A 20806-nucleotide genomic window follows, 5' to 3' on the forward strand; every position below is an offset into this window, starting at 1 on the left:
GCGGCTCCCCTCTGTTCACAGCCCGCAGCCCGCCACGGTGGGCGACGGATCCCGGAGGGGATCGGACTCCAGATAGGTTACGACGCCCCACGCCTCGACCCTGGTCGCCCCGGCGGGCACCCGCGACGTCGACGGCCGCTCGTCGGTCCACCGGCCGTCGACGAGGTATCGGGCGACGACGCTCCCCCGCGCATCCGAGGTGGCGTTGACGGGCGCGCGCGCGTCGAGCGGCACGAGCGGCGTGCACGCGTCGACGGTCGCCCGCAGGCTGAGCGGCATCGCGCTGCCCACCGTCGTCGGCTCGGAGCAGACGGCCCCGGAGCCGGCGCCGGACGGCGCGCAGACGCGCACGTCGACGGAGGCCTCGCGCCCGTACGTGAAGGAGGTGGTGGTGGGCGTCACCCACGACCCCACGCCGATCCGCTGCCAGACCGGATCCGTCGCCTGCGGCGACTGCACGGTGCGCGCCTCGAACCAGAGGCCGTCGGCGGCGGACGGGATCGCGACGATCTGCACGTCGCGGGCGTCGTCGCGCACCTGCGCCTCGCCCGCCGCGATGGTGACGTCGGAGGGCGCGACGGGGGACGGCCGCCCGAACACGGGGTCCGAGACCGAGACGGCGCAGTGCCAGCCGTTGTCCGCCGTGACGGCGACGACGGCGCGCGCGCCCTCGGCGATCGTGAGGGTCGCGTTCAGCGCCGCGGTGCCCGCCGGCTCCCCCGTGCCGGTGCTCGAGCAGCCGAGCGACGGGACGTCGGCCGCGGCGACGATGCGGGCGGTGTAGCGCACCCTCGCGGCGCCGCCGGCGTCGACCGCCGACCAGCGCGCGGTCACGCTGCCGCCGCTGCGGTCGGTGATGAGCACGGGCGCCGTGCCCGGCTCGCCGACCGCGGTGAACGGCACCGGTGCGGCGGGCCAGCGCCACGCGTCGTCCGGGACGCCCGCGTCGTTGGCCGCCGCGACCTCGATCGCGTACGGCCGACCGGGTGTGAGCCCCGCGATCACCGCAGTGCGCTCGGCCGCGCCGACCCGCACGAGCCGATCCGTGCCGCTGCCGGTGATGCGCACGAGGTACGCCTCGATCGGCGTGCCGCCCTGCGGCTGCGGCACGGCGCGCCACGCGACGCGAACGGCACCGGGCTCCGCGTCGGGCACCGCGGCCACGCCCTGCACGAGGGCCGGCAGCCGGTCGGCGTGCACCGGCTCGGAGGGGGCGGACTGCTCGCTCTCGCCGAGCGCGTTCGTCGCGATCGCGCGGAGCCGCAGCTCGACACCGGCCTGGAGCCCCTCGATCGTGCATCGCGGCTGCGCACCGCACGCCACGTCGACGCCGGGACCGACGATGCGGTAGCCGGTGATCGGGCTGCCGTTGTCGACCGGCGGGTCGATCGTCATGCTCACGACGCCGTCGACGTGCTCGTCGAACACCTGCACGGGGGGCGCCGGCGCATCCGGCACGTCCTGCACGGTGATCGTGATCGGGCTCCATACCCCGCGCCGCGGATCGCCGGTGATGTCGAGCACGAGCACCTGCACGATTGTCGCCCCGATCACGGCGCCCGGGCGGGCGGACAGCGTCACGGCGCCGTCCTGCAGCCCGGCGTCGATGCCGCGCGCGGCGGCGCCGGTGGCGCGGAGCGCGCCGATCCGCAGCGGCGCGTCGGGGAACGGGTTCGACGCCTCGTCGTTCTCGAGCGGCGCCACCTGCCCGCTCGTGCCGCGCTGCAGGGTCACCGCGTCGGCGACCGGTGAGACGAGCGGCCGCGTGGTGGAGATGACCGACAGCACGACCGTGCCGGGCACGCCGGCGCCCGCCCCGTCGCGCGCACCCACCTGCAGCTCGGCGGTGGTGCCGGGATCGGTGTCGGGCAGCGCGCGCACGGTGAGCGCCGAGCCGCTGACCGACGCCTCGAAGCCCTCCGGCGTCCCGTCGACGAGCGACCAGGTCGCGGCGGGGAGCCGCGCGGGGTCCGGGGCGCGCGTGACGCGCGCGAGGTCGATCGTGCGCTCGCTGCCGGGCTCGAGCTGCACGAAGGAGCCGAGCACCGTGAGCGGCACGTCGTCGCCCGCCGTCACCTCGATCGGCAGCACGATCCTGCCGACCCGTCCGTCGGGATCGGTGGGGCTGTCGCCGTCGGTCACCTCGAAGGTGATGCTCGCCGGGCCGAAGTAGCCGGGCGGCGGCACGAAGCGCAGCGTGCGCTCGTCGATGACCGGGTTCGAGCCGTCGGTCGGCGACGCCTCGACGGCGCTCGCGTCGGTGAGCAGCGCGCCGTCGCCGTCGACGGTGACGACCACGGCGTCGATGTCGATCTCGAGCGTCTCCCCGGCTGCCACCGTGAGCGGCGCGACGCCCGGCCGCAGCTGCGGCAGCGCATCGAGCCTGCCGGGCACGGCGATCACGGCGGTCGCGACCTCGTCGGGCGCGTCGGTGCGCGAGACCGAGAAGGGCACGAAGCGCGTGCGGTCGGCGACGGCGATCTCGATCGTGCCGTCGTCGCGGAGCGCGACGCCCTCGACGGCCATGGGGAGGTCGGCCTCGAGCACGTCGGTGCGGCCGTCGCGCACGGACGCGTGCGCGAGCGGCGAGATGCGCACCGCGTCGGCGTCGGCGATCGACTCGATGTCGACCTGCACGTCGTCGACGTCGGCCACGGGCGGCGGCGCCGCGGGGTCGACCTCGATGCGCAGCCAGCTCGACGACCTCGTGCCGGCGGCGTTCTCGACGGTCACCACGACCCCGATGCTCGTCGCCTCGAGCCCCGCGGTCACGAGCACGGCGCCGTCGCGCACCTCGGCGGACGCGCCCGGCGAGCCGGTCTCGACGCCCACGATCTCGAGCGGGAGCCCGGCGGGGTCGCTGTCGTTGTCGAGCACCGGCACGACGAGCGTCGAGTCGGGGCGCATGACCGCCTCGTCGGGGCGCAGCACCGGCGGCAGCGCGGCGTCCGGCTCGACGACCGCGACGCGCACGGTGCCCTCGCTCACCGCGCCCAGGTCGTCGACGACCCGGTAGCGGAAGGCGTCGGTGCCGAAGGAGTAGTCGCCCGCCTGGTAGCGCAGCGTCGACCGGCCCTCCCGCGTCACGAAGCCGAGCGCCGGGGCCGACGACGGGCCGAGCAGCTGCACGGGGTCGCCGTTCGGATCGGCGTCCGAGAGCGGCAGCGGGATGTCGATGCTCGCGCCCGCGACGACGCGCGCCTCCACGGTCGGCGCGTCTGGCGCGGCGTTCGTGGTGCTCGCCTGCGCCGCGACCCGGAGGGTGATGTCGGCGGTCGCCGTCTGGCCGTCGGGGCCGCGGACGCCGTAGGTGGCGGTGAAGGTGCCGGCCGCGTCGCCCGCGACGTACCGCATCCGCTCCCCGTCGACGAAGAGCATGCCGGCCTCCGGCGGGGCGACGATCTCGGTGTCGAGGGTGAGCGCGAGCCCGTCGGGCTGCTCGTCGTTCACGAGCACGGGGATCTCGACGAGCCCGCCAGGGCGGAGCGTCACCTCGTCGTCGCGCGCGATCGGCGGCTGCACCGATGCGGCGGCGGCCGACGAGACGAGCACCTCGCCGGTCGTCGTGGCGACGCCGTTCGTGACGGTGTACCGCACCGTCGCCTGCTCGGCGAGGTCGTCGGTGAGCGTGAGCCGCAGCCGCTCGGCGTCGACGACCTCTGCCCGCACCGCGGCCGAGTCGCTCTCGGCCGTGCGCAGCGCGATGACGCCGCCGGCGGGGTCGTGCGCGAGCCGATCGACGTCGATGGCGACGGTGCCGATCGCGGGGAGCGCGACCCGCTCCGGCATCGTCACCGGCGCCGAGGAGGCGTCGGCGCCGTCGAGCACCCGGACGACGACCGCGCCCTCCTGCGTCGCCTGGCCGTCGGTCACGACGTAGTCGAACCGCAGGAGGCCGGGCTCGGTCGGCGTGACGATGATGGTGTCGTCGGCGAAGCTGGGCTCGACCGGCTGGGAGGCCGCGACGACGTTGTGGAGGCTGAGGGGGCCGGCGCCGCCCTGCGCGGCGAGCAGCGGCTCGAGCACGAGGCGCTGGCCGACGCGGGTGACCGCGGTCACGGGCTGCGCGGCGATCGCCACGGAGCCCGCGTGCACGGTGACGGCGATCGCCTCCGTCGACGTCGACCGCCCGTCCGACACGGTCACCTCGATCTCGCGCTGCGCGCCCGCGAGCCCGTCCCGGAACTCGAGCCTCCCGTCGGCCCGGACGCTCACGCTGTCGGGAGCGTCGACCGTCGCGTCGACGACCGCGAGCGGGTCGCCGTCGGGATCGACCCAGCCGTCGAGCGCGTCGAGCGCGAGCGTGCCGCCGGCGGCGACGGTCGCCTGCACGGGCCGCTCGAGCACGGGCGGCTCGTTGCCGCCGCGCACGGTGACGGCCGCGGCCGCAGTCGCCGTCGCGGTGCCGTCGGAGATCTCGTACGCGATCCGCGTCACGCCCTCCTCCGGCGCCTCGAGGCGGATGCTGCGGCCGTCGGGCGCGATCGAGGCGGCCGCGTCGGCGCGGTCCGACTCGACCTCGGTGAGCACGATCGGGTCGCCGTTCACGTCGGTGTCGTTGAGCAGGACCGGCAGCAGCGTGACGGCGCCCGGCCGTGCACCGAGCGCGTCGTCCTCGGCGATCGGAGGGGCGGGCGCGGCCTCGACGACCTCCTCGACGGTCTCGCTCTCCGCGGGCTGCTCCGGGGCGGGGCTGTCGCCCTCGGTCTCCCAGCCGACGATCCGCTCGCCGTCGTGGTCGATCGCCCACGCGTCGCCGCTGCCGTCGTCGACGAGCGCGGTCGCGCTGCCGCGCTGCAGGATGCGCAGGTCGGGGTCGAGCGCGACCTCGTCGAGCCCGAGCACGACCGGCTCTGCGTCGGTGCAGTCGCGCCAGCCGACACCGTCGCTCCAGGCCGCGAACGTGCATCCCTCGCGCACGACCGGCGCGGCCGGCACGCCGCCGGAGCCGGATGCGAGCACCTCCTGGGTCGGCACCCCGAGCGCCTGGCGCACGAGCGCGTCGCCGGTCGCGTAGAGCACGGCGCTCGCGCTCGGCCCCGGCTCCTGCAGGCGCACGTCCTCCCCCTCGACCGAGGTCTGCCACGTCCGCGTCGAGAGCACGCCGGATCCGGCGTCGAAGAGCACCCACTCGTCGCCGAGCGCCGTCAGCTGCAGGGCCGGCGCCGACGGCGAGACGGGGGCGCGCTCGCTCGCGACGGTCTCGCCCGCCTCGTCCACCCGCAGCACGCGGCCGAGGCCGGGCGAGGCGGCGAGCAGGCTGTGCTCGCCGAGCACCGCGACGCCGCCGCGGCCGAGCGCGACGACCGGCTCGCCGAGCTGCGCGCCCTCCGCGATCGCGCCGGTCGTGGTGCGCCACACGTCGCCGGTGCTCGGCGCGGTGACGACGACGCGATCGTCGCGCACGCCCACGACCGCGCCGGCGACGATCGGGACGGCCGGCCCCGGCTGCGCCTCGCCGTCGCGCACGACGCGCACGGTGGAGGCGTCGCGATCGACGAGGACGGTGCCGCTCGGGCTCTGGTGCGCCTCGTCGACGCCTCCGACCCGCACGATGCGCTCGATGGTGCCGTTCGCGGTGTTCGCGAGCCCGATCGCGCCGGCACCGCCGTTGGCGACCCAGACGCTCGACCCGTCGAGCTGCGGCTGCACCGCGACGTAGCCCGGGCTCAGCACCGCACCGGCGACGACGCCGGCGACGAGCAGCGTGCCCAGCGCGGCGCCGGCGGTGCGCCGCTTCACGGCAGCGGCTCCCCGCACGCGGTCGTGACGTCGCCGGTCGAGCCGTCGCGGTTCACCGCGATGTCGATGCAGAGCCGCTCCCCCGCGTCACCGGTCATCGTGAACTCGCGCCCGCCCTGGATGAGCGCATCGCCCGTCGACGTGCGCACGTGGTAGGTGTCGGTGTCGACGAGGCCGGGGTCTGGCCATGCGAACACCACGCGGCCCGACTCCGGCGTCACGGCGACGTCGGCGACCACCGGGATGCGCTGCGAGACGCTCGAGAGCGCCACGGCCGCGACCGCGACGATGCCGAGCACGACGACGCTCGCGAGGCCGACGCCCAGGCCGACCGCGAACCGCTTCGGCTGCTGCGGCTGCCGCCTGCCGGTCGAGGCGGAGATGTCGACGCGGCTGCCGGTGATGCCCGGCGACCGGCGCGAGCGGCGCTGGCGCAGCCGCAGGGCATCCGCGTCCTCGTCCGAGGCCGTCTCCGGCAGCGGCGCCGCCGCCCACGCGTCGACCTCGACCTCGATCGGCGTCTCGTCGAAGCCGAGCTCGCGCTGCACGCCCTGCAGCTCGAGCAGCATCTGCTCGACGCTCTCGAAGCGGTCCGCGGGCCTCGCCGCGAGCGCGCGGTCGAGCACGCGGCGCAGCGGCGCCGGGATCGCGCGCGACGGCAGCAGGTCGTGGGCGATGATCCGCTCGGTGAGGGCGGCGTGGTCGTTGGCCCTGCCCGGGTGCTCGGCGGGGCTGCGGCCCGCGACGAGCGAGAAGAGGGTCGCGCCGAGGGACCACACCTCGGTCGCGATCGTGCCGCCCGTCTCACCCTGCAGCACCTCGGGGGCGGCCCAGGGCACGGAGACGCCCGCGGTCTCGGTCGCGTCGTGCTGGAGCCCGGCGATGCCGAAGTCGCTGAGCACCGGGTGGCCGAACGCGGTGGTCAGGATGTTCGCGGGCTTGATGTCGCGATGCAGCACGCCCGCGCGGTGCGCGGTCTCGATCGCCGCGCCGACCCGGATGGCGACGCGCAGCGCCGCCTCGGGCGCGAGCGGCTCGGTGCGGAAGCGCTCGCCGAGCTCGGGGCTCGCGAGCTCCATCACGAGGTAGGGCCGCCCGTCGCTCGCGACGCTCGCCCCGAAGACCGTGAGGATGCCCGGATGCGACGACAGCCGCCCCATGAGGTTGACCTCGCTGCGGAACGAGCGGCGGACGTCCTCGTCGACGAGCTCGGCGAGCAGCACCTTGACCGCGACGGGGCGGCGCGGCAGCGCCTGCTCGTACAGGAACACGTCGGCGTAGCCGCCCGTGCCCAGCACGTGCAGGTGCGAGTAGCCGGGGAGGACCGGCGGCGCTGAGGGGAGCCGCCTCGCCATCAGGACCGCCTGGTCTCCTCGTCGCGCAGCGTCGTCCGCGGGACGGTGCGGTCGACGTCGTCGACCGTCGGCGCCTTCGTCACGTCGATGACGATGACGGTCACGTTGTCGCGGCCGCCGCTGTCGAGGGCGGCGGAGACGAGCGCGGAGGCGGCGGCGGCAGGCTCGTCGTGCTCCCAGAGGATGCGCTCGATCTCGATGTCGTGCACCTCCTTGGTCAGCCCGTCGGAGCACACGAGCAGCCGCAGCTGCGGCATGATCGGCAGCAGGAAGTAGTCGGGCACCGGGTCGATGCCGGCGCCGACGCCGCGCGTGACGACGTTGGCCTCCGGGTGCGTCTCGGCCTCCTCCTCGGTGAGGAGCCCGGCGTCGATGAGCTCCTGCACGACGGAGTGGTCGATCGTGATGCGGGTGAGCCGCTCCCCGAGCATCGCGTAGGTGCGCGAGTCGCCGACGTTGAAGACGGCGAAGTGCGGCGCCCCCTCGTGCATCGCGAAGGCGCAGCCGGTCACGGTCGTGCCGGCGGATCCCTCGCCGTCACCCAGCTTCTCGATCTCGTCGGTCGCGCGGCGGAGCGCCTCGACGACGTCGATCGGCTCGACCGACTCGAGCGAGCCGAGGCCGCCCAGCTGCTCGGCGACCGCCTTGCTCGCGAGGTCGCCGTGCGAGTGGCCGCCCATGCCGTCGGCCACCGCGAACACCGGCGGCTGCGTGACGAGCGAGTCCTCGTTGTGCTGGCGGCGGAAGCCGGTGTCGGTGGCGCCTGCCCAGCGCACCGCGAACTGCCGGCCCTCAGGCCCCTGTGTGGCGTGCTCGCCGGTCGCCGCTCCGATGTGGGTCACGATCCCCAGTCTTCCATGCCGTGGCTGATGCGCCCGCATCGCGCGCGCACGCCGTCCAGCTAGAGCCGGCCCTTGAGGATCCGGTGCCAGTACACCTGCGGGAGCGCGTAGCGGTCGAGCGCGTACCAGAGCGGGCTCGAGCGGATCTCGTCCGGCACCGGCAGGCTGCGCCGCACGCGGAGCTCCCGGTCGTACTCGCCGAACGAGAGGCTGCGCCGCGCGGTCATGATCGGCGCGACGGTGTAGCCGTCGTACCGCTGCAGCGGCTGCCCGCCACGAGCGCGGCGGATGTTCTCGACGACGGTCGTGACCTGCTTGCGCAGGGCGCCGCCGGTGCGCGCGTCGCCGAGGTCGGCGCCGTCGCCGACCGCCCAGATGCGCGGGTGCTCGGGGTGGCGGAGCGTCTCGGGATCGACGGCCACGAAGCCGCCGGTGCCCTCGGCGTCGAGCCCGGACGACGCGATGAACGCGTGGGGCGCGTACGGGGCGTGGAGCACGATGAGGTCGGCGTGCTCGGTGCCGGAGCCGTAGGGGCCGACGAGCGCGACCGCGTCGCCGTCGATGCTCTGGAGGCGGGTGCCGAGCCGGGCGTCGACGCCGTAGTCGTCGAGGTGGCGGCGGATCTCGCGCTCGATCGCCTCCACGCGGTGGAGCCGCGCGCCCTCGTGGACGAGCACGACCTCGATGCGGTCGAGCACCCCGGCGGCGCGCCACGTGTCGCACGCGATGAACAGCGGCTTGAAGGCGGTCTCCTGGCCGGAGGCCGGCTGGCCGTGCACGTGGAAGATCGCGCGGCCGCTCGTCGTCGCGGCGATGCGGGACCGCGCGCGGTCGAGCTCGCGGTCGTCCCACGTCGTGATCGCGGTGCCCTCGGCGAGCGCGCGCTCCGCGCCGGGGAGCAGCGACCAGTCGATCCGGGCGCCGGGCGCGAGCACGATGTCGGCGCCGCGCACCTCCCGGCCGTCGGCGCAGCGCACGATGCGGCGCACCGGGTCGATCGCGACCGCGGCGGTGCGGTACCACTCGACGCCGTCGGGCACGAGCGACGACTGGTCCCGGACGAGCTCGTCCGAGCTCGCGCGGCCCGTGCCGACGTAGTGCTGCAGCGGCTTGTAGACGTGCCGGTCGGCGGGCTCGATCATGCCCACGTCCCTGCAGCCCTTGCGGAGCAGGTGGGCGGCGGCCGACAGGCCGCCGTTGCCGCCCCCGACCACCAGGACGTCGTGCACGCGTTCGCTCGTCATGCCGCGACGCTACTCCCCGGACCTCTGCCCGAGCACCCAGTCGGGAGCGCCCTTCGCGTCGACGATGTCGCGCAGCAGCGGCGCCATCGAGAGGCCGGGGTCGATGGCCATCGCGAGCTCGGCGCAGCGGCCGGCCGTGCGGCCCCGGCCGACGAAGAAGTGCAGGAAGCCGACGATCACGAGCAGCGGCGCCCGCGCGTCGAGCGGCGTCGCCTCGGCGATGGCCGTCCAGCGGCGCAGCCGCTCGTGGAGGCGGTCGGCATCGGGCGCCGGACCGCAGCCCAGGAAGCGCTCGGCCGCGTCGTCGGCGGCGAGCGCGCCGTCGCGGTCGATGGCGGCGAGCGTCGCCACGGCAGCGTCGGGGCCGTCGAGGGCCAGCTCGATCGCGATGTCGCGCAGCACCGGCCGGGCGACGAGCGCGACGGCGACGGCCGCGGCCTTCGCCGGGTCGATGCCGATCGGCCCCGGACCGGCATCGAGCCGCGGCGCGAGGTCCACCGCGCGCTCGAGCGCCGGGATCGCCGCCTGCGCCGCGGCCTCGACCTCGACGACGCCGAGCGCGTCGAGCCACCGCGCGACGGCGAGCGCCGCGGGGCCGTCGGTGCCGCTCGGCGCGCCAGGCAGCGGCGGGAGCTCCGGCACGCCGGGCGCCGGGTCGTCGAGCAGGTCGAGCTCGGCGAGCGGTCCGCGGGCGCCCTCGGGCATCGCGTAGTCGCCCCACGCGTCGGGCGCGAGCGCGAGCAGCTCGAGGCAGCGGATGCCGTCGCGCGCGAGCCGCTCGGCGAGGGTCGTGAGCGCCGCGTGGAGCGGCAGCGGCGCCGCGCCGAGCGGCTCGGCGAGGCACGCGACGAGCACCACGGCGTCGGCGCCCTGCGCCCCCGCGCGGATCGCGCGGGCGATCGCGGGGACGGAGCGCCGGGCCGGGAGGTCGAGCACCATCGGCATGCCCGACCTGCCCCGGCGGAAGGGCAGCGCGAAGAGCGCGGGCGGCTCGGGCGCCCCGACGAGGCGCGGGAGCAGCCGGAGGAGCGATTGCGGGGTGCTGATGCGGACGGTGTCCATGGCGCGCACTCTGCGGCACCCGCGTCATCCGTCGCTTGCCGCGGGCACCCGGCTGTGGACAACGGCGACGGGAGGGTACGCCTCCGGCCGGAGGTCAGCGCGCGCCGGTTAGCCTGAGCCCCATGATGCGCACCAGACCGCCGCTGCAAGGTTCGTTCGGAGCGGTCGCGTCGACGCACTGGCTCGCGTCCTCGAGCGGCATGGCCGTGCTCGAGCGCGGCGGCAACGCCGCCGACGCCGCGGCCGCTACGGGCTTCGTCCTGCACGTGGTCGAGCCGCACCTCAACGGGCCGGGCGGCGATCTTCCCGCCATCGTCCGTCGCCCGGGGCAGCCGCCGCAGGTGCTCGCCGGCCAGGGCGTCACCCCTGCGTCGGCGACGATCGAGCGGATGCGCGCGGAGGGCATCGAGCACATCCCCGGCACCGGGCTGCTCGCGGCGGTCGTGCCGGGCGCGGTGCCCGCGTGGCTCGCCCTCGTGCGCGACCACGGCTCCTGGACGCCCGCCGACGTGCTCGCGTTCGCGATCGAGCTCGCAGAGCGGGGCCACCGGGTGCTCCCCCGCGTCGCCCGCACCATCGCCGGGCGGGCCGACTTCTTCCGCGAGCACTGGGCCTCCTCCGCCGCGCTGTGGGCCGACCCCGCCCCCGCCGCGTGGGACGTCATCCGCAACCCCGTGCTCGCCGAGACCTACCGCCGGCTTGCCGACGCCGGCCGCGGCAAGGACCGCGAGGCCGCGTGCGATGCGGCGATCGCCGCCTGGAGCGAGGGCTTCGTCGCCGAGGCGATCGACCGGCACGCGCGGCAGCCGGCGATGGACTCCACCGGCGCCGCGCACGCGGGGCTCCTCACCGGCGACGACCTCGCCGCCTGGCGGCCCACCTGGGAGGACACGGTCGCGATGCCCTGGCGGGGCACGACCGTGCACAAGGCGGGCGCGTGGTCGCAGGGCCCGGCGCTGCTCGCTGCGCTCGGCATCATGGACCCCCTGCTGCCCGATCGCGCGGAGGCGTTCGACGCCGACCTCGTGCACGTCGCGGCGGAGGCGACGAAGCTCGCGCTGGCCGACCGGGACGCCTGGTTCGGCGACGGCGCCGATCTCTCGCGGCTGCTCGACGCGGACTACCTCGCGGAGCGCAGGGCGCTCATCGACAGCACGGCGTCGCTCGAGCTGCGGCCGGGCGCGCTCCGCGGCGACCCGCGCCTGGCGCGCATGCCCGAGGGCGCGCCCGCGACCCGCGCCGCCGGCACCGGCGAGCCCACCCGCGGCGACACCTGCCACATCGACGTCGTCGACCGCTGGGGCACCGTGATCTCCGCGACCCCCTCCGGGGGCTGGCTGCAGTCGAGCCCCGCGATCGCGGAGCTGGGCTTCTGCCTCGGCACGCGGGCGCAGATGCTGTGGCTCGAGCCCGGCCTGCCGACGAGCCTCGCGCCGAGCATCCGGCCGCGCACGACCCTCTCCCCCACGATGCTCGTCGACGACGACGGGACGACGGCCGCGCTCGGCACGCCCGGTGGCGACCAGCAGGACCAGTGGCAGCTGGCGATGCTGCTGGGCCTGCGCGTGCTCGGCCTCGACCCGCAGGCGGCGATCGACGCGCCCTCGTGGCACGTCACGCACCTCGTGTCGTCGTTCGAGCCGCGCACGTGGGAGCCCGGCGGCCTGCACGTCGAGTCGCGGCTGGGCGACGCGACGATCGCCGAGCTCCGCCGCCGCGGGCACGTCGTGACGGATGCCGGCCCGTGGTCGCTCGGCCGGCTCTCGTTCGCGTCGCACGAGCCCGACGGCACCATCCGGGCCGCGTCGAACGCGCGCGACGAGCAGGGCTACGCCGCGCTGCGGTGAGCCCGCCCGCTCAGGCGAAGAGCGCCGAGATCTCCTCGACCGTCTCGGCCTCGAGCTCGCCGCGGCCGGCCGCCGCGTTCTGCGCGACCTGCTCGGGGCGCGTCGCGCCGGCGATGACGCTCGTGACCGCGGGCTGCGCGAGCAGCCACTGGAAGGTGGCGTCGAGCATCGTGCGGTCGGCGCGGCGGACGATCCGCTCGTACTCGGCGATGCGCGACCAGTCGGTCTCCTCGAGCAGCTGCGGCTTGAGCGCCGTGAGCCGCGCACCCTCGGGGCCGGTGCCCTGCGAGTACTTGCCCGAGAGCAGCCCGTTGGCGAGCGGGAAGTAGGGCAGGAAGCCGATCCCCACCTCGAGCACGGCGGGCAGCACCTCGCGCTCGACCCCGCGGGCGACGAGCGAGTACTCGTCCTGCGCCGAGACGAAGCCGTGCTCGCTCTCGACCTCGGCCGCCTCGCCGATCTGCTCGGCCGAGAAGTTGGAGTGGCCGTACGCGCGGATCTTGCCCTCGGCGACGAGCTCGTCGAGCGCGCGCACCGTCTCCTCGATGGGCGTCGACTCGTCGGGCGTGTGCAGCTGGTAGAGGTCGATCCGGTCGGTCTGCAGGCGGCGCAGCGACGCCTCGACGGCGTTGCGGATGTACGTGCGCGCGCCCTTGGGACCCCACGACTCGGTGCCCTCGATCGCGAAGCCGGAGTGGCCCCACTTCGTCGCGAGCACGACCTTGTCGCGCCCGGCGCTCCCCGCCTTCGCGAGCGCGACGCCCATGAGCGTCTCGGAGGTGGTGGCGGGGTTGCCGTAGATGTCGGCGGTGTCGAAGAGGGTGATGCCGTGGTCGATCGCCGCGTGGATGACGGCGTCGGTGCCCGCCTGATCCTCCGTCGCCGTGCCCCTGCGGCCGAAGTTGTTGCATCCGAGGCCGATGGGCGAGACCTCGATGCCGCTGTTTCCGAGCGTGCGCGTCATGCCTCCACCCTAGGACCCGTCGGCATCGAGGCCGCGCCGCTACGGGCGGCCGCCGGGGCCGCCCATGCCGCCGCCTGCGCCTCCGCCCTGGCCGCCGCCCATGCCGCCGCCACCGCCGGTCGCGGTGCCGAGCGTCACGGCCGTCTCGGTCCCGTCGACGACGACCGTCGCGGCGTCCCCGGTCAGCCCGGCGGCCGAGAACACCACGTTCGAGAACGCCGCCTCGGCCGCGAACGTCGCGATCGTCGCGCCATCCGCGCCCAGGACCTCGATCGTCGAGCCGGCGATGCCGGTCGCCTGCGCCTGCAGCCACGGCTGCGTCGACGCGGCGTCCGGCGACTCCGCCATGCCTGCGGAGCCGACCGCGAGGAGCGTGCCGCCGGTGACCATCAGTCCCCCGTTCGCGTCGAGCGCGCCGTTGCCGTCACTCGACGGCCCCCAGATCACGACCGTGCCGCCCGAGACCTCGATCGAGCCGTTGGAGTCGAGGCCGTCGCCGCCCGAGCGGAGCGTCACCTCGCCGCCGGTGATCGCGACGAGCTCGCCGGAGTCGGCCATGCCGCCGCCCATCCCGACCGCGCCCGCGTCTGCCGCCGACGACCCCGCGGATCCGTTGATCGCGTCGTCGTCAGCGGTCACGTCCACCGCGCCGCCGTCGATCTGCACGAGCGCCGACTCGAGGCCCTCGTCCGAGCCCTCGACGGTGATCGTGCCACCCGCGATCGCGAGCGCGACGTCGGCGTGCAGGCCGTCGCCCGTGGCGTCGACCGTGACCGTGCCGCCCGCGACGAGGATGTCGCTCACGGCGTTCAGGCCGTCGTCGCCGGCCGTGGCGATGATCGTGCCGCCCTCGATGCGGATCCACCCGCGCTCCGCCTCGTCCGCGTTGTCGCTCTGCAGCGCGTCGCCGCCGGCGGAGAGGGTGAGCGTCCCGTCCTCGACCTGGATCGAGTCCTTGCCGCGCAGCGCCTCGTCGGCGGCGGTGACGTCGATCGTCCCGCCGACGACGGCGAGGTCGTCCTCGCTCGTGATGCCGTCGCCGGATGCCTCGAGGCGCAGGGAGCCGGTGCCGGAGAGCGTCAGGTCCGGCTCCGAGAAGATGGCCGCGTTCGCCTCTGCGTCCTCGGCGTACGTCGAGGTGTCGACGATGGAGCTCTCGCTGCCCTCGGCGAGGTGGATCGCCACGTCGTCCGCCGTCTGCACCTCGATGGCCGGGCCGGCGTTCGAGGCGATCGCGGCGCCGTCGAGCACGAGGACGACCTGGGCGTCCTCGGGAGCCGCCACGACGATGCGGCCGTCGAGCGAGCCGGAGAGCCGGTAGACGCCGGCCTCCGTGATCGTGACGATGCCGTCGGCGCTCGTCACGCCGCTCGCCGCGGTCGCGCCGGTGCCGGCGAGCGTGACGTCGATGGCGTCGTCGACGCTCCACTCGTCCTCGCGCACGACCGTGCCGTCCTCGTTCGCCGATGCGAGCTCGTCGAGGGTCGCGCTGACGACCGACGTCGTCGTGCCGCTGGTGCCGCTCGCCCCGGCCGCGACCTGTGTGAGGCCGGCCTCGACCGCGGTGCAGCCGGCGAGCAGGATGCCGCTCGCGACGATGGCGAGGGCGGGCGCGAACCCGCGCCGCCGGAGGCGTGCGAGGCGGCCGGTGCGCATGCTGGTGGTGTCCATGGGTCTCTCCTGGTGGTGGTGGTGGTCGATCGTGGTCGTCATGCGGCGATGCGCTCGGCATCGGCGAAGCACCGGCGCAGCACGCCGTGCCAGCGGTTCGAGGGCAGGTCCGGGCGCAGCGCGGCGAGGCCTGTGGCGAACTTGCTGACGCGGTCGGGGCGGTGCCCGGCGCGCCAGAGCAGCCGGTCGACGGGACCGGCGCCGCTCGAGGCCTTCGTCTCGACGATGACGAGGCCGGGCGTCCGCATCGTCGTGCCGTCGTCGAGCTGCCAGGCGAGCTCCGTGTCGACGGTCGCACGGCTGGCGCCGTCGGGCAGCAGCAGGGTCGTGCGCCGGTAGGTCGTCTCGACCACGGGGGCGAGCGGTGGCGCTGCGAGGCCGATCGCCGCGAGGCCCTCGTCGGCGTAGGCGCGGCCGTCGTCGGTGAGCACCTCGCGGTCGTCGAGCGCGTACTCGATGCGCTCCTTCACGGTCGTGCCCCTGCCGCCGCGCGTCTTGAGCTCGAGGTAGGAGCGGCCGGCGTCCACGTAGGTGCGGGTGCGCAGCTTGAAGCGGCGCCGCCGGCCGTGCGCGGCGAGGCGGTAGGCGAGCAGGTCCGGCGAGTCGAAGTAGCAGGATGCGTACGCGAGCGAGCGCTCGCCGTCGATCTCGAGCGCCCGGGTGCCCTCGGGCAGCCGGCCGAGCACGGCGCCGGCGTCGCGCGCGTGGAGCGCATACTTGCGGTCCACGCGGGTCAGCAGCGCTGCGGCTGCGGTGAGCTCGGCGAGCGAGACCGGCTCGAGGCGGCCGAGCGCCTGCGCGACGCCGCTCACGCTGCGACCGCCTGCCGCGCGCGCGGAGCAGGGCTCCATCGCACGTCGACCAGCGTCGAGTCGTCGACGAGGTCGAGCTCGACGACGGTCGCCTGGCGGACCCGGCCTCCGGTGAGCCGCTCGAGCTCGGCGACGAGCTCGACCTCGTCGACGACCGCGCGGTCGAGGCGCACCATCTGCTGGCGGTTCCCCGCGAGCAGCCGCGGATGGTCGACGATCGCCATCGCCACGATGACGAGGGCGATGAGGCCGATCGCCACCGGCAGGCTGCTGCCGCCGAGACCCGCGACGAGGCCGATCGCGAGGGATGCGAAGTAGTACGCCACCTCGCGCTGCGAGATCTCGGTCGAGCGGAGCCGGATGATCGACAGCACGCCGAAGAGGCCGAGCCCGACGCCGATCGAGGCTGTGGCGCTCGCGAGCACGAGGCTCACGGCGAGCACCCCGACGTTCACGCCGACGAAGGCGACCAGCAGGTCGCGGCGGCGGTGGCGACGGAAGTAGAGGCCGAAGGCCATCATGGCGATCGCGATCGCGTCGATGCCGATCATGAGGATGTCGTTCACTGGTGCTCCAAGCGTTGCGGGTGCGGTTCGGTCGTGGGGGTCGGGTCCTGGACGGGCGCGAAGACGCCGAAGCGCTGCGCGAGGTAGGTCGCCGCGGCGAGCGCCAGGTCGATGCCGACCTTCGCCGGCAGGAGCGCCGCGCCGGCGGCGACCGCGAGCTGCAGGGCGGTCGCGCCGACGGCGATCGTGCCCGCCGCGAGCAGGGCGTAGCGACGCGCCTGGGCACGGACGCCGCCGGTCGCGACGAACACCCATCGGCGGCCGGCGGCGAAGTGCACGGCGCCGCTCGCGGCCCGTGCCAGCACGGCCGCGATGCCGGCGACGCCGAGCACCGCGGACAGCGCGACGACGAGCAGCGCGTCGAGCGCGAAGCAGGCGGCGCCGAGCGCGAGGAAGCGGCCGATCGGCGCGAGCAGCGGCGCGACGACGCGCGCGGAGTCGACGAGCGGACGGAAGTGCGACGACGCGTTGCCGGCCAGGTAGATGGTCGCGATCGGCACGCCTCGGAGCGGCACCCGCCGCCTCGACGCCTCGAGCAGCACGCGCTGCTCGTGGTCGAACCGATCGCCCGGCACGGCTGCGATCCACGGCAGCGCGTCGCTCGGGAGACCCCGGAGGCCGGTCTGCGCGTCGCCTACCCGGACGCCGGAGGCGAGCGCGAAGAGCGAGCGGGCGACGCTGTTGCCGACCCGGCTGCGCACCGGCACCGCCCCGGTGAAGCGGCGCTCGCCGAGGGCAATGGCGCCGGGCACGATCGCGGCCTCGACGGCGGCGACGTCCTGGGACCGATGCTGGCCGTCGCAGTCGGCGGTGACGATGTCGGCGCCCGGGTGGGCAGCGCGCACGTGCGCGATGCCGGTGCGGAGCGCAGCGCCCTTGCCCCGGTTGCGCTCGTGCGCGAGGACGGTCGCGCCCCGCCGCCGCACCCTGGCGAGGACGCCGGCGGAGTCCGAGCCGCTGCCGTCGTCGACGACCACGACGTGCCGGGGCGCGAGCGCCTCCACGAGCAGCTCGAGGCGCTCGTCGGGGTCGAGCGCGCAGATCAGGACGACGGCCATCAGCCGGCCACGTACAGGATGTCGCTCGTGGCGCGCTCGCCGCCGTTCGACGGCTCGGTGACGACCTCGCCGTCGACGACCATCGTGGAGGACCCGCCACCGTCGAGGTTGTACGCGGTGACCGCCCCGAGCCCCTGCACGTAGGCGGCGAGCTCCGAGAGCGTCATGCCGGCGCTCGCGTCGCTGCGGCCGTCGACCACGACGAACGCGACGCTGCCGTCGGCGAGCATCGCGATCGCGGTGCGGGGCTGGTCGCCCTGGATCGAGTGGTTGCCGATGTTCGTGTCGACCTCGACGGCGTCGATGCCTGCGACGACCTCGCCGTCCTCGACGAGCGCCGGCCCGAACGAGAGCGTCTGCCACGCGCCGTCCGCGAGCAGCTCCTCGCCCGGCGTGGCGGTCTCGTCGACGATCGTCGCCGTGCCGTCGCGGTACAGCACGAGCGCCTCGCGCGCGCCCTCGTCGCGGTACAGCACGCCGTTGCGGATGACGATGCCCGAGTCGCGGAAGCCGTAGTAGTCGCCGTTGATCGCCAGGCTCGCGCCGACGCCCTCCGCGATCACGCTCGGCAGCTCGGTGATGTTCTCGCCGAAGGCGTCGTCGGCGAACGCGCTGCGCAGCTGGGTCATGGCATCGAGGTCGATGACGGCGGTCGTGACGACCGCCGCGTCGCTGCCGCTCCCGACCGACTCGGTCGTGACCGCGAACGCGGCCGCCTCGGTCGTCGTGGTGACCGCCGACGCGCCCTCGGCGGCGGAGGCGCTCACGACCTCGACGTGCTCGACGACGAAGCGGTCGAGCGCCCACGCGACGCCGCCGACGACGGTCATGCACGCGACGAGGGCCGCGGCGATCGCGAGGCGGATGCGCGTGGAGAGCGGGCGGCGGACAGCGGTGCTGGGCGATGCGGAGTGCATGCCTCCAGGTCTACGGATCGCTCCCTACCCGGAGCAGAAGCGATGCTTGGTCGCGCATGAGCGCCGTCGAGCCGCCAGCAGGGCGTCGGCTATGGACTGGCCCTCAAGGTCGCGGCCGGCGTGCCTTCGCGGGCTTGTGCGGCTGGGTGCTCGCGATGGTCTGGGCGACCTCGTGGAGCCAGTCGGTGTCATCGAGCGCGTCGTCGTCCACGATGCCGTAGGGCTTCGATCCCGGGTATGCCTCGCCGCGCGGCAGGTGCTCGGTGAGCTCACCCGCCTCCGGGACCAGCTTGAGCAGCAGGGTGTCGTCGCAGACGAAGCCGAAGATCCGGTCGTCGCAGTAGATGGCCTGCTCGCCGAACATGGGCTGCAGCCGCACGGGCAGCGGCTCGAACGCCGCGCGGATGCGATCGAGGGTCTCTGGCCGGTTCGTCACGGCTCGATGCTAGGCCGCGGGTCAGCTGAGCGGGAGCCGGACGATGAGCTCCGTGCGTCCGGGCGCGCTGTCGACCTCGATGGTGCCGCCGTGCGCGGCGACGATCGCCTGCGAGATCGAGAGCCCGAGCCCCGTGCTGCCCGCCGCGCGGTGACGCGACGCATCGCCGCGCACGAAGCGCTCGAAGAGGCGCGACCCCAGCGCCGGGTCGATGCCCGGCCCGTCGTCCAGGACGCGGATCTCGGCGTGAGTCGCGTCGTGCGCGAGCGATGCGGTGACGGTCGTGCCCGCCGGCGTGTGCGCCCGGGCGTTGCCGAGCAGGTTCGCGATCACCTGCCGGATGCGGCCCTCGTCACCGCGCACCTCGACCGTCTCGTCGACGTGGAGGATCCACTCGTGGTCGGGTGCTGCTGCGTGTGCGTCGCTGACGGCGTCCACGAGCACGAGCGCGAGGTCGACGGGATCGCGCCGCAGCTGCTGGCCGGCGTCGAGCCGCGCGAGCAGCAGCAGGTCGTCGACGAGCGAGCTCATGCGCACCGCCTCGGCGCTGATCCGCTCGAGCGAGCGCTCCTGCGTCGGCGTCATGGGCGCGTCCTCGCCCTGCGAGAGCTGCGCGTAGCCGCGGATCGAGGCGAGCGGCGTGCGCAGCTCGTGGCTCGCGTCGGCGATGAAGCGGCGCAGCTGCTGCTCGCTGCGCTCGCGTGCTGCGAGCGAGGTCTCGACGTGCGACAGCAGCGTGTTGAGCGCGAGCCCGACGCGCCCCACCTCGGTGTGCGGGTCGGTGTCTGCGACGGCGACGCGGTCCGGCAGCTCCACCGCGCCGGCCGCGAGCGGCCGCTCGGCGACGCGCTGCGCAATGCCGGTCACCCGCTCGAGCGGCCGCAGCGCGCGCGTGACGACCAGGGCGAGGCCCACGACGACGAGGATGAGCGCCGCGCCCATCACGACCGCCAGGATGCCGGTGATCGCGCCCGTCGTCGCATCGACGTCGTCGAGCGAGCTGCCGGAGATGATGGTGCGGCCGTCTCGGGCCTCCGCCGCGACCCGGAAGGTCCCCAGCTCACCGCCGAGGTCGATGGTCGTGGGCGCGCGCTCGCCGAGGTCGGCCGCGAGGAGCGCCTCGAGCTGGGATGACGCCAGCGGCACCTCCTCGCCGTCGACGCCCGCGTAGGTCGCGCTCGTCGCGGTGCCCGAGCCGTCGACCACCACCTGGAGCGTGCCGATCCGCGCGGCCGGCTCGAAGCCGCTGCCGCCGGGTCCGCCGGGACCGCCGTCGGGCTCACCGCGGGGGCCGGCGGCGAAGTCCAGGCCTGCGAGCACCTGCTCATCGAGCCGCTCGATCTCGGCCGATCGCAGCGCCGACATCGTGATGATGCTCGTGAGGAGGAGCGCGAGCGCGACCAGGACGCTCGCGCCGGTCACGATCGTGCGGCGCAGCGTCCAGGCGCGACGGGGGGCGCGGCGCTTCACGCCGGCTTGATCGTGTAGCCGACCCCGCGCACGGTGTGGATCATCGGCTCGCCGAGCTGATCGATCTTCTTCCGCAGGTAGGAGATGTAGATCTCCACGATGCTCGACTTGCCGCCGAAGTCGTAGCTCCAGACGCTCTCGAGGATCTGCGCCTTGCTGAGCACCCTCCGCGGGTTGCGCATCAGGAACCGCAGCAGCTCGAACTCCTTCGCGGTGAGCGTCACGGCCGTGCCCGCACGCGCGACCTCGTAGGTCTCCTCGTCGAGCACGAGGTCACCCACTTGGAGCCGTGGGTCGGCGTCGGCGATCGCGACGTGGCGGCGCGCCATCCGCCGGAGCCGCGCGATGACCTCCTCGAGGTTGAACGGCTTCGTGACGTAGTCGTCGCCGCCCTCGTCGATGCCGGCGATGCGGTCCTCGACCGCGTCCTTCGCGGTCAGGAACAGCACCGGCACGTCGTTGCCCGTCGCGCGGATGCGGCGCAGCACCTCCATGCCGTCGATCGTCGGCATCATGATGTCGAGCACGATGATGTCGGGCTGGAACTCGCGGACGGCATTGAGCGCCTCCTGCCCGTTGCCTGCCGTCCGCGCCTCCCACCCGTCGTTCGACAGCGCCATGCGCAGCAGCTCGCTCAGGTTGACCTCGTCGTCGACGACGAGCGCGCGGACGGGCATCCCGTCGGGGCGCACGAGCGGTGCGCGCGGGCTGGTCGGGGTCATGGCCATAGTCAACCGGATTCTCGAGCGGATGATCGGGCCGCCGATGCGCGCCCTCCGGCATCGTGCCGCCGCGCCGTGAGGCGCACCTTCACGGTTCC

At 75.0% G+C, this 20806-nt stretch carries 15 protein-coding genes; 1 reads left to right on the forward strand and 14 read right to left on the reverse strand.

The genetic code is table 11. The annotated features are described in order from the left end of the window. Positions 1–15: 15 nt before the first annotated feature. From ABIB37_RS00525 to ABIB37_RS00545, 5 genes are read right to left on the reverse strand one after another with little or no spacing between them, the layout of a single operon-like run. A complete protein-coding gene (locus ABIB37_RS00525; RefSeq protein WP_354255353.1) occupies positions 16–5742 on the reverse strand; it encodes an Ig-like domain-containing protein in 5727 nt (1908 codons plus the stop codon). Next, positions 5739–7097, reverse strand: a complete 1359-nt coding sequence (locus tag ABIB37_RS00530) for a serine/threonine-protein kinase (RefSeq protein WP_354255356.1) — start codon at positions 7095–7097, stop codon at positions 5739–5741. The genes ABIB37_RS00525 and ABIB37_RS00530 overlap by 4 nt, the downstream gene beginning before the upstream one ends. Further along, a complete protein-coding gene (locus ABIB37_RS00535; protein WP_123697464.1) occupies positions 7097–7939 on the reverse strand; it encodes a PP2C family protein-serine/threonine phosphatase in 843 nt (280 codons plus the stop codon). The genes ABIB37_RS00530 and ABIB37_RS00535 overlap by 1 nt, the downstream gene beginning before the upstream one ends. A gap of 59 nt (positions 7940–7998) precedes the next feature. Then, positions 7999–9183, reverse strand: coding sequence for an NAD(P)/FAD-dependent oxidoreductase (locus tag ABIB37_RS00540; RefSeq protein WP_354255360.1), 1185 nt, complete (start codon positions 9181–9183; stop codon positions 7999–8001). A 9-nt stretch (positions 9184–9192) separates the two neighbouring features. Continuing rightward, positions 9193–10245: a hypothetical protein gene (locus ABIB37_RS00545; protein WP_354255363.1), complete on the reverse strand. Its 1053-nt coding sequence runs from the start codon at positions 10243–10245 to the stop codon at positions 9193–9195. A gap of 122 nt (positions 10246–10367) precedes the next feature. Here ABIB37_RS00545 and ABIB37_RS00550 point away from each other — a divergent pair, with 122 nt between their 5' ends. After that, a complete protein-coding gene (locus ABIB37_RS00550) occupies positions 10368–12092 on the forward strand; it encodes a gamma-glutamyltransferase family protein (protein WP_354255365.1) in 1725 nt (574 codons plus the stop codon). A gap of 10 nt (positions 12093–12102) precedes the next feature. Here ABIB37_RS00550 and ABIB37_RS00555 read toward each other — a convergent pair whose 3' ends face one another. The 9 genes from ABIB37_RS00555 to ABIB37_RS00595 form a co-directional block, all read right to left on the reverse strand. Next, on the reverse strand, positions 12103–13056 hold the full coding sequence (locus tag ABIB37_RS00555) for an aldo/keto reductase (RefSeq protein ID WP_354255368.1): 954 nt from the start codon (positions 13054–13056) through the stop codon (positions 12103–12105). Positions 13057–13095: 39 nt separating this feature from the next. Next, complete coding sequence (locus ABIB37_RS00560; RefSeq protein WP_354255371.1) at positions 13096–14727, reverse strand: carbohydrate-binding domain-containing protein; 1632 nt, start codon at positions 14725–14727, stop codon at positions 13096–13098. Positions 14728–14765: 38 nt separating this feature from the next. Beyond that, complete coding sequence (locus ABIB37_RS00565; RefSeq protein ID WP_354255374.1) at positions 14766–15539, reverse strand: polyphosphate polymerase domain-containing protein; 774 nt, start codon at positions 15537–15539, stop codon at positions 14766–14768. Next, on the reverse strand, positions 15536–16105 hold the full coding sequence (locus ABIB37_RS00570) for a DUF4956 domain-containing protein (protein ID WP_354255377.1): 570 nt from the start codon (positions 16103–16105) through the stop codon (positions 15536–15538). Before ABIB37_RS00570 ends, ABIB37_RS00565 begins: the two co-directional genes overlap by 4 nt. Next, positions 16102–17163 carry a glycosyltransferase gene (locus ABIB37_RS00575; RefSeq protein WP_354255380.1) on the reverse strand — a complete coding sequence of 354 codons (1062 nt, stop codon included), beginning with the start codon at positions 17161–17163 and terminating at the stop codon, positions 16102–16104. The genes ABIB37_RS00570 and ABIB37_RS00575 overlap by 4 nt, the downstream gene beginning before the upstream one ends. After that, positions 17163–18080 carry a phosphodiester glycosidase family protein gene (locus ABIB37_RS00580; protein ID WP_354255383.1) on the reverse strand — a complete coding sequence of 306 codons (918 nt, stop codon included), beginning with the start codon at positions 18078–18080 and terminating at the stop codon, positions 17163–17165. The genes ABIB37_RS00575 and ABIB37_RS00580 overlap by 1 nt, the downstream gene beginning before the upstream one ends. 103 nt (positions 18081–18183) lie before the next feature. Next, on the reverse strand, positions 18184–18516 hold the full coding sequence (locus ABIB37_RS00585; RefSeq protein WP_123697457.1) for a TfoX/Sxy family protein: 333 nt from the start codon (positions 18514–18516) through the stop codon (positions 18184–18186). A 21-nt stretch (positions 18517–18537) separates the two neighbouring features. After that, the gene (locus ABIB37_RS00590) at positions 18538–19986 is read right to left on the reverse strand and encodes a sensor histidine kinase (protein WP_354255386.1); all 1449 of its coding nucleotides are present in this window, start codon (positions 19984–19986) and stop codon (positions 18538–18540) included. After that, positions 19983–20708: a response regulator transcription factor gene (locus ABIB37_RS00595; RefSeq protein WP_354255389.1), complete on the reverse strand. Its 726-nt coding sequence runs from the start codon at positions 20706–20708 to the stop codon at positions 19983–19985. The genes ABIB37_RS00590 and ABIB37_RS00595 overlap by 4 nt, the downstream gene beginning before the upstream one ends. Between the last annotated feature and the right edge of the window lie 98 nt (positions 20709–20806).

Source organism: Agrococcus sp. UYP10 (assembly GCF_040547205.1).
Classification (GTDB): Bacteria; Actinomycetota; Actinomycetes; order Actinomycetales; family Microbacteriaceae; genus Agrococcus; species Agrococcus jenensis.

Excerpts from the sequence above, each read along its gene's own strand:
- ABIB37_RS00530 (WP_354255356.1), bottom strand. The coding sequence starts at position 7,097 with ATGGCGAGGCGGCTCCCCTCAGCGCCGCCGGTCCTCCCCGGCTACTCG.
- ABIB37_RS00540 (WP_354255360.1), bottom strand. The coding sequence starts at position 9,183 with ATGACGAGCGAACGCGTGCACGACGTCCTGGTGGTCGGGGGCGGCAAC.
- ABIB37_RS00545 (WP_354255363.1), bottom strand. The coding sequence starts at position 10,245 with ATGGACACCGTCCGCATCAGCACCCCGCAATCGCTCCTCCGGCTGCTC.
- ABIB37_RS00550 (WP_354255365.1), top strand. The coding sequence starts at position 10,368 with ATGATGCGCACCAGACCGCCGCTGCAAGGTTCGTTCGGAGCGGTCGCG.
- ABIB37_RS00555 (WP_354255368.1), bottom strand. The coding sequence starts at position 13,056 with ATGACGCGCACGCTCGGAAACAGCGGCATCGAGGTCTCGCCCATCGGC.
- ABIB37_RS00560 (WP_354255371.1), bottom strand. The coding sequence starts at position 14,727 with ATGGACACCACCAGCATGCGCACCGGCCGCCTCGCACGCCTCCGGCGG.
- ABIB37_RS00575 (WP_354255380.1), bottom strand. The coding sequence starts at position 17,163 with ATGGCCGTCGTCCTGATCTGCGCGCTCGACCCCGACGAGCGCCTCGAG.
- ABIB37_RS00580 (WP_354255383.1), bottom strand. The coding sequence starts at position 18,080 with ATGCACTCCGCATCGCCCAGCACCGCTGTCCGCCGCCCGCTCTCCACG.
- ABIB37_RS00595 (WP_354255389.1), bottom strand. The coding sequence starts at position 20,708 with ATGACCCCGACCAGCCCGCGCGCACCGCTCGTGCGCCCCGACGGGATG.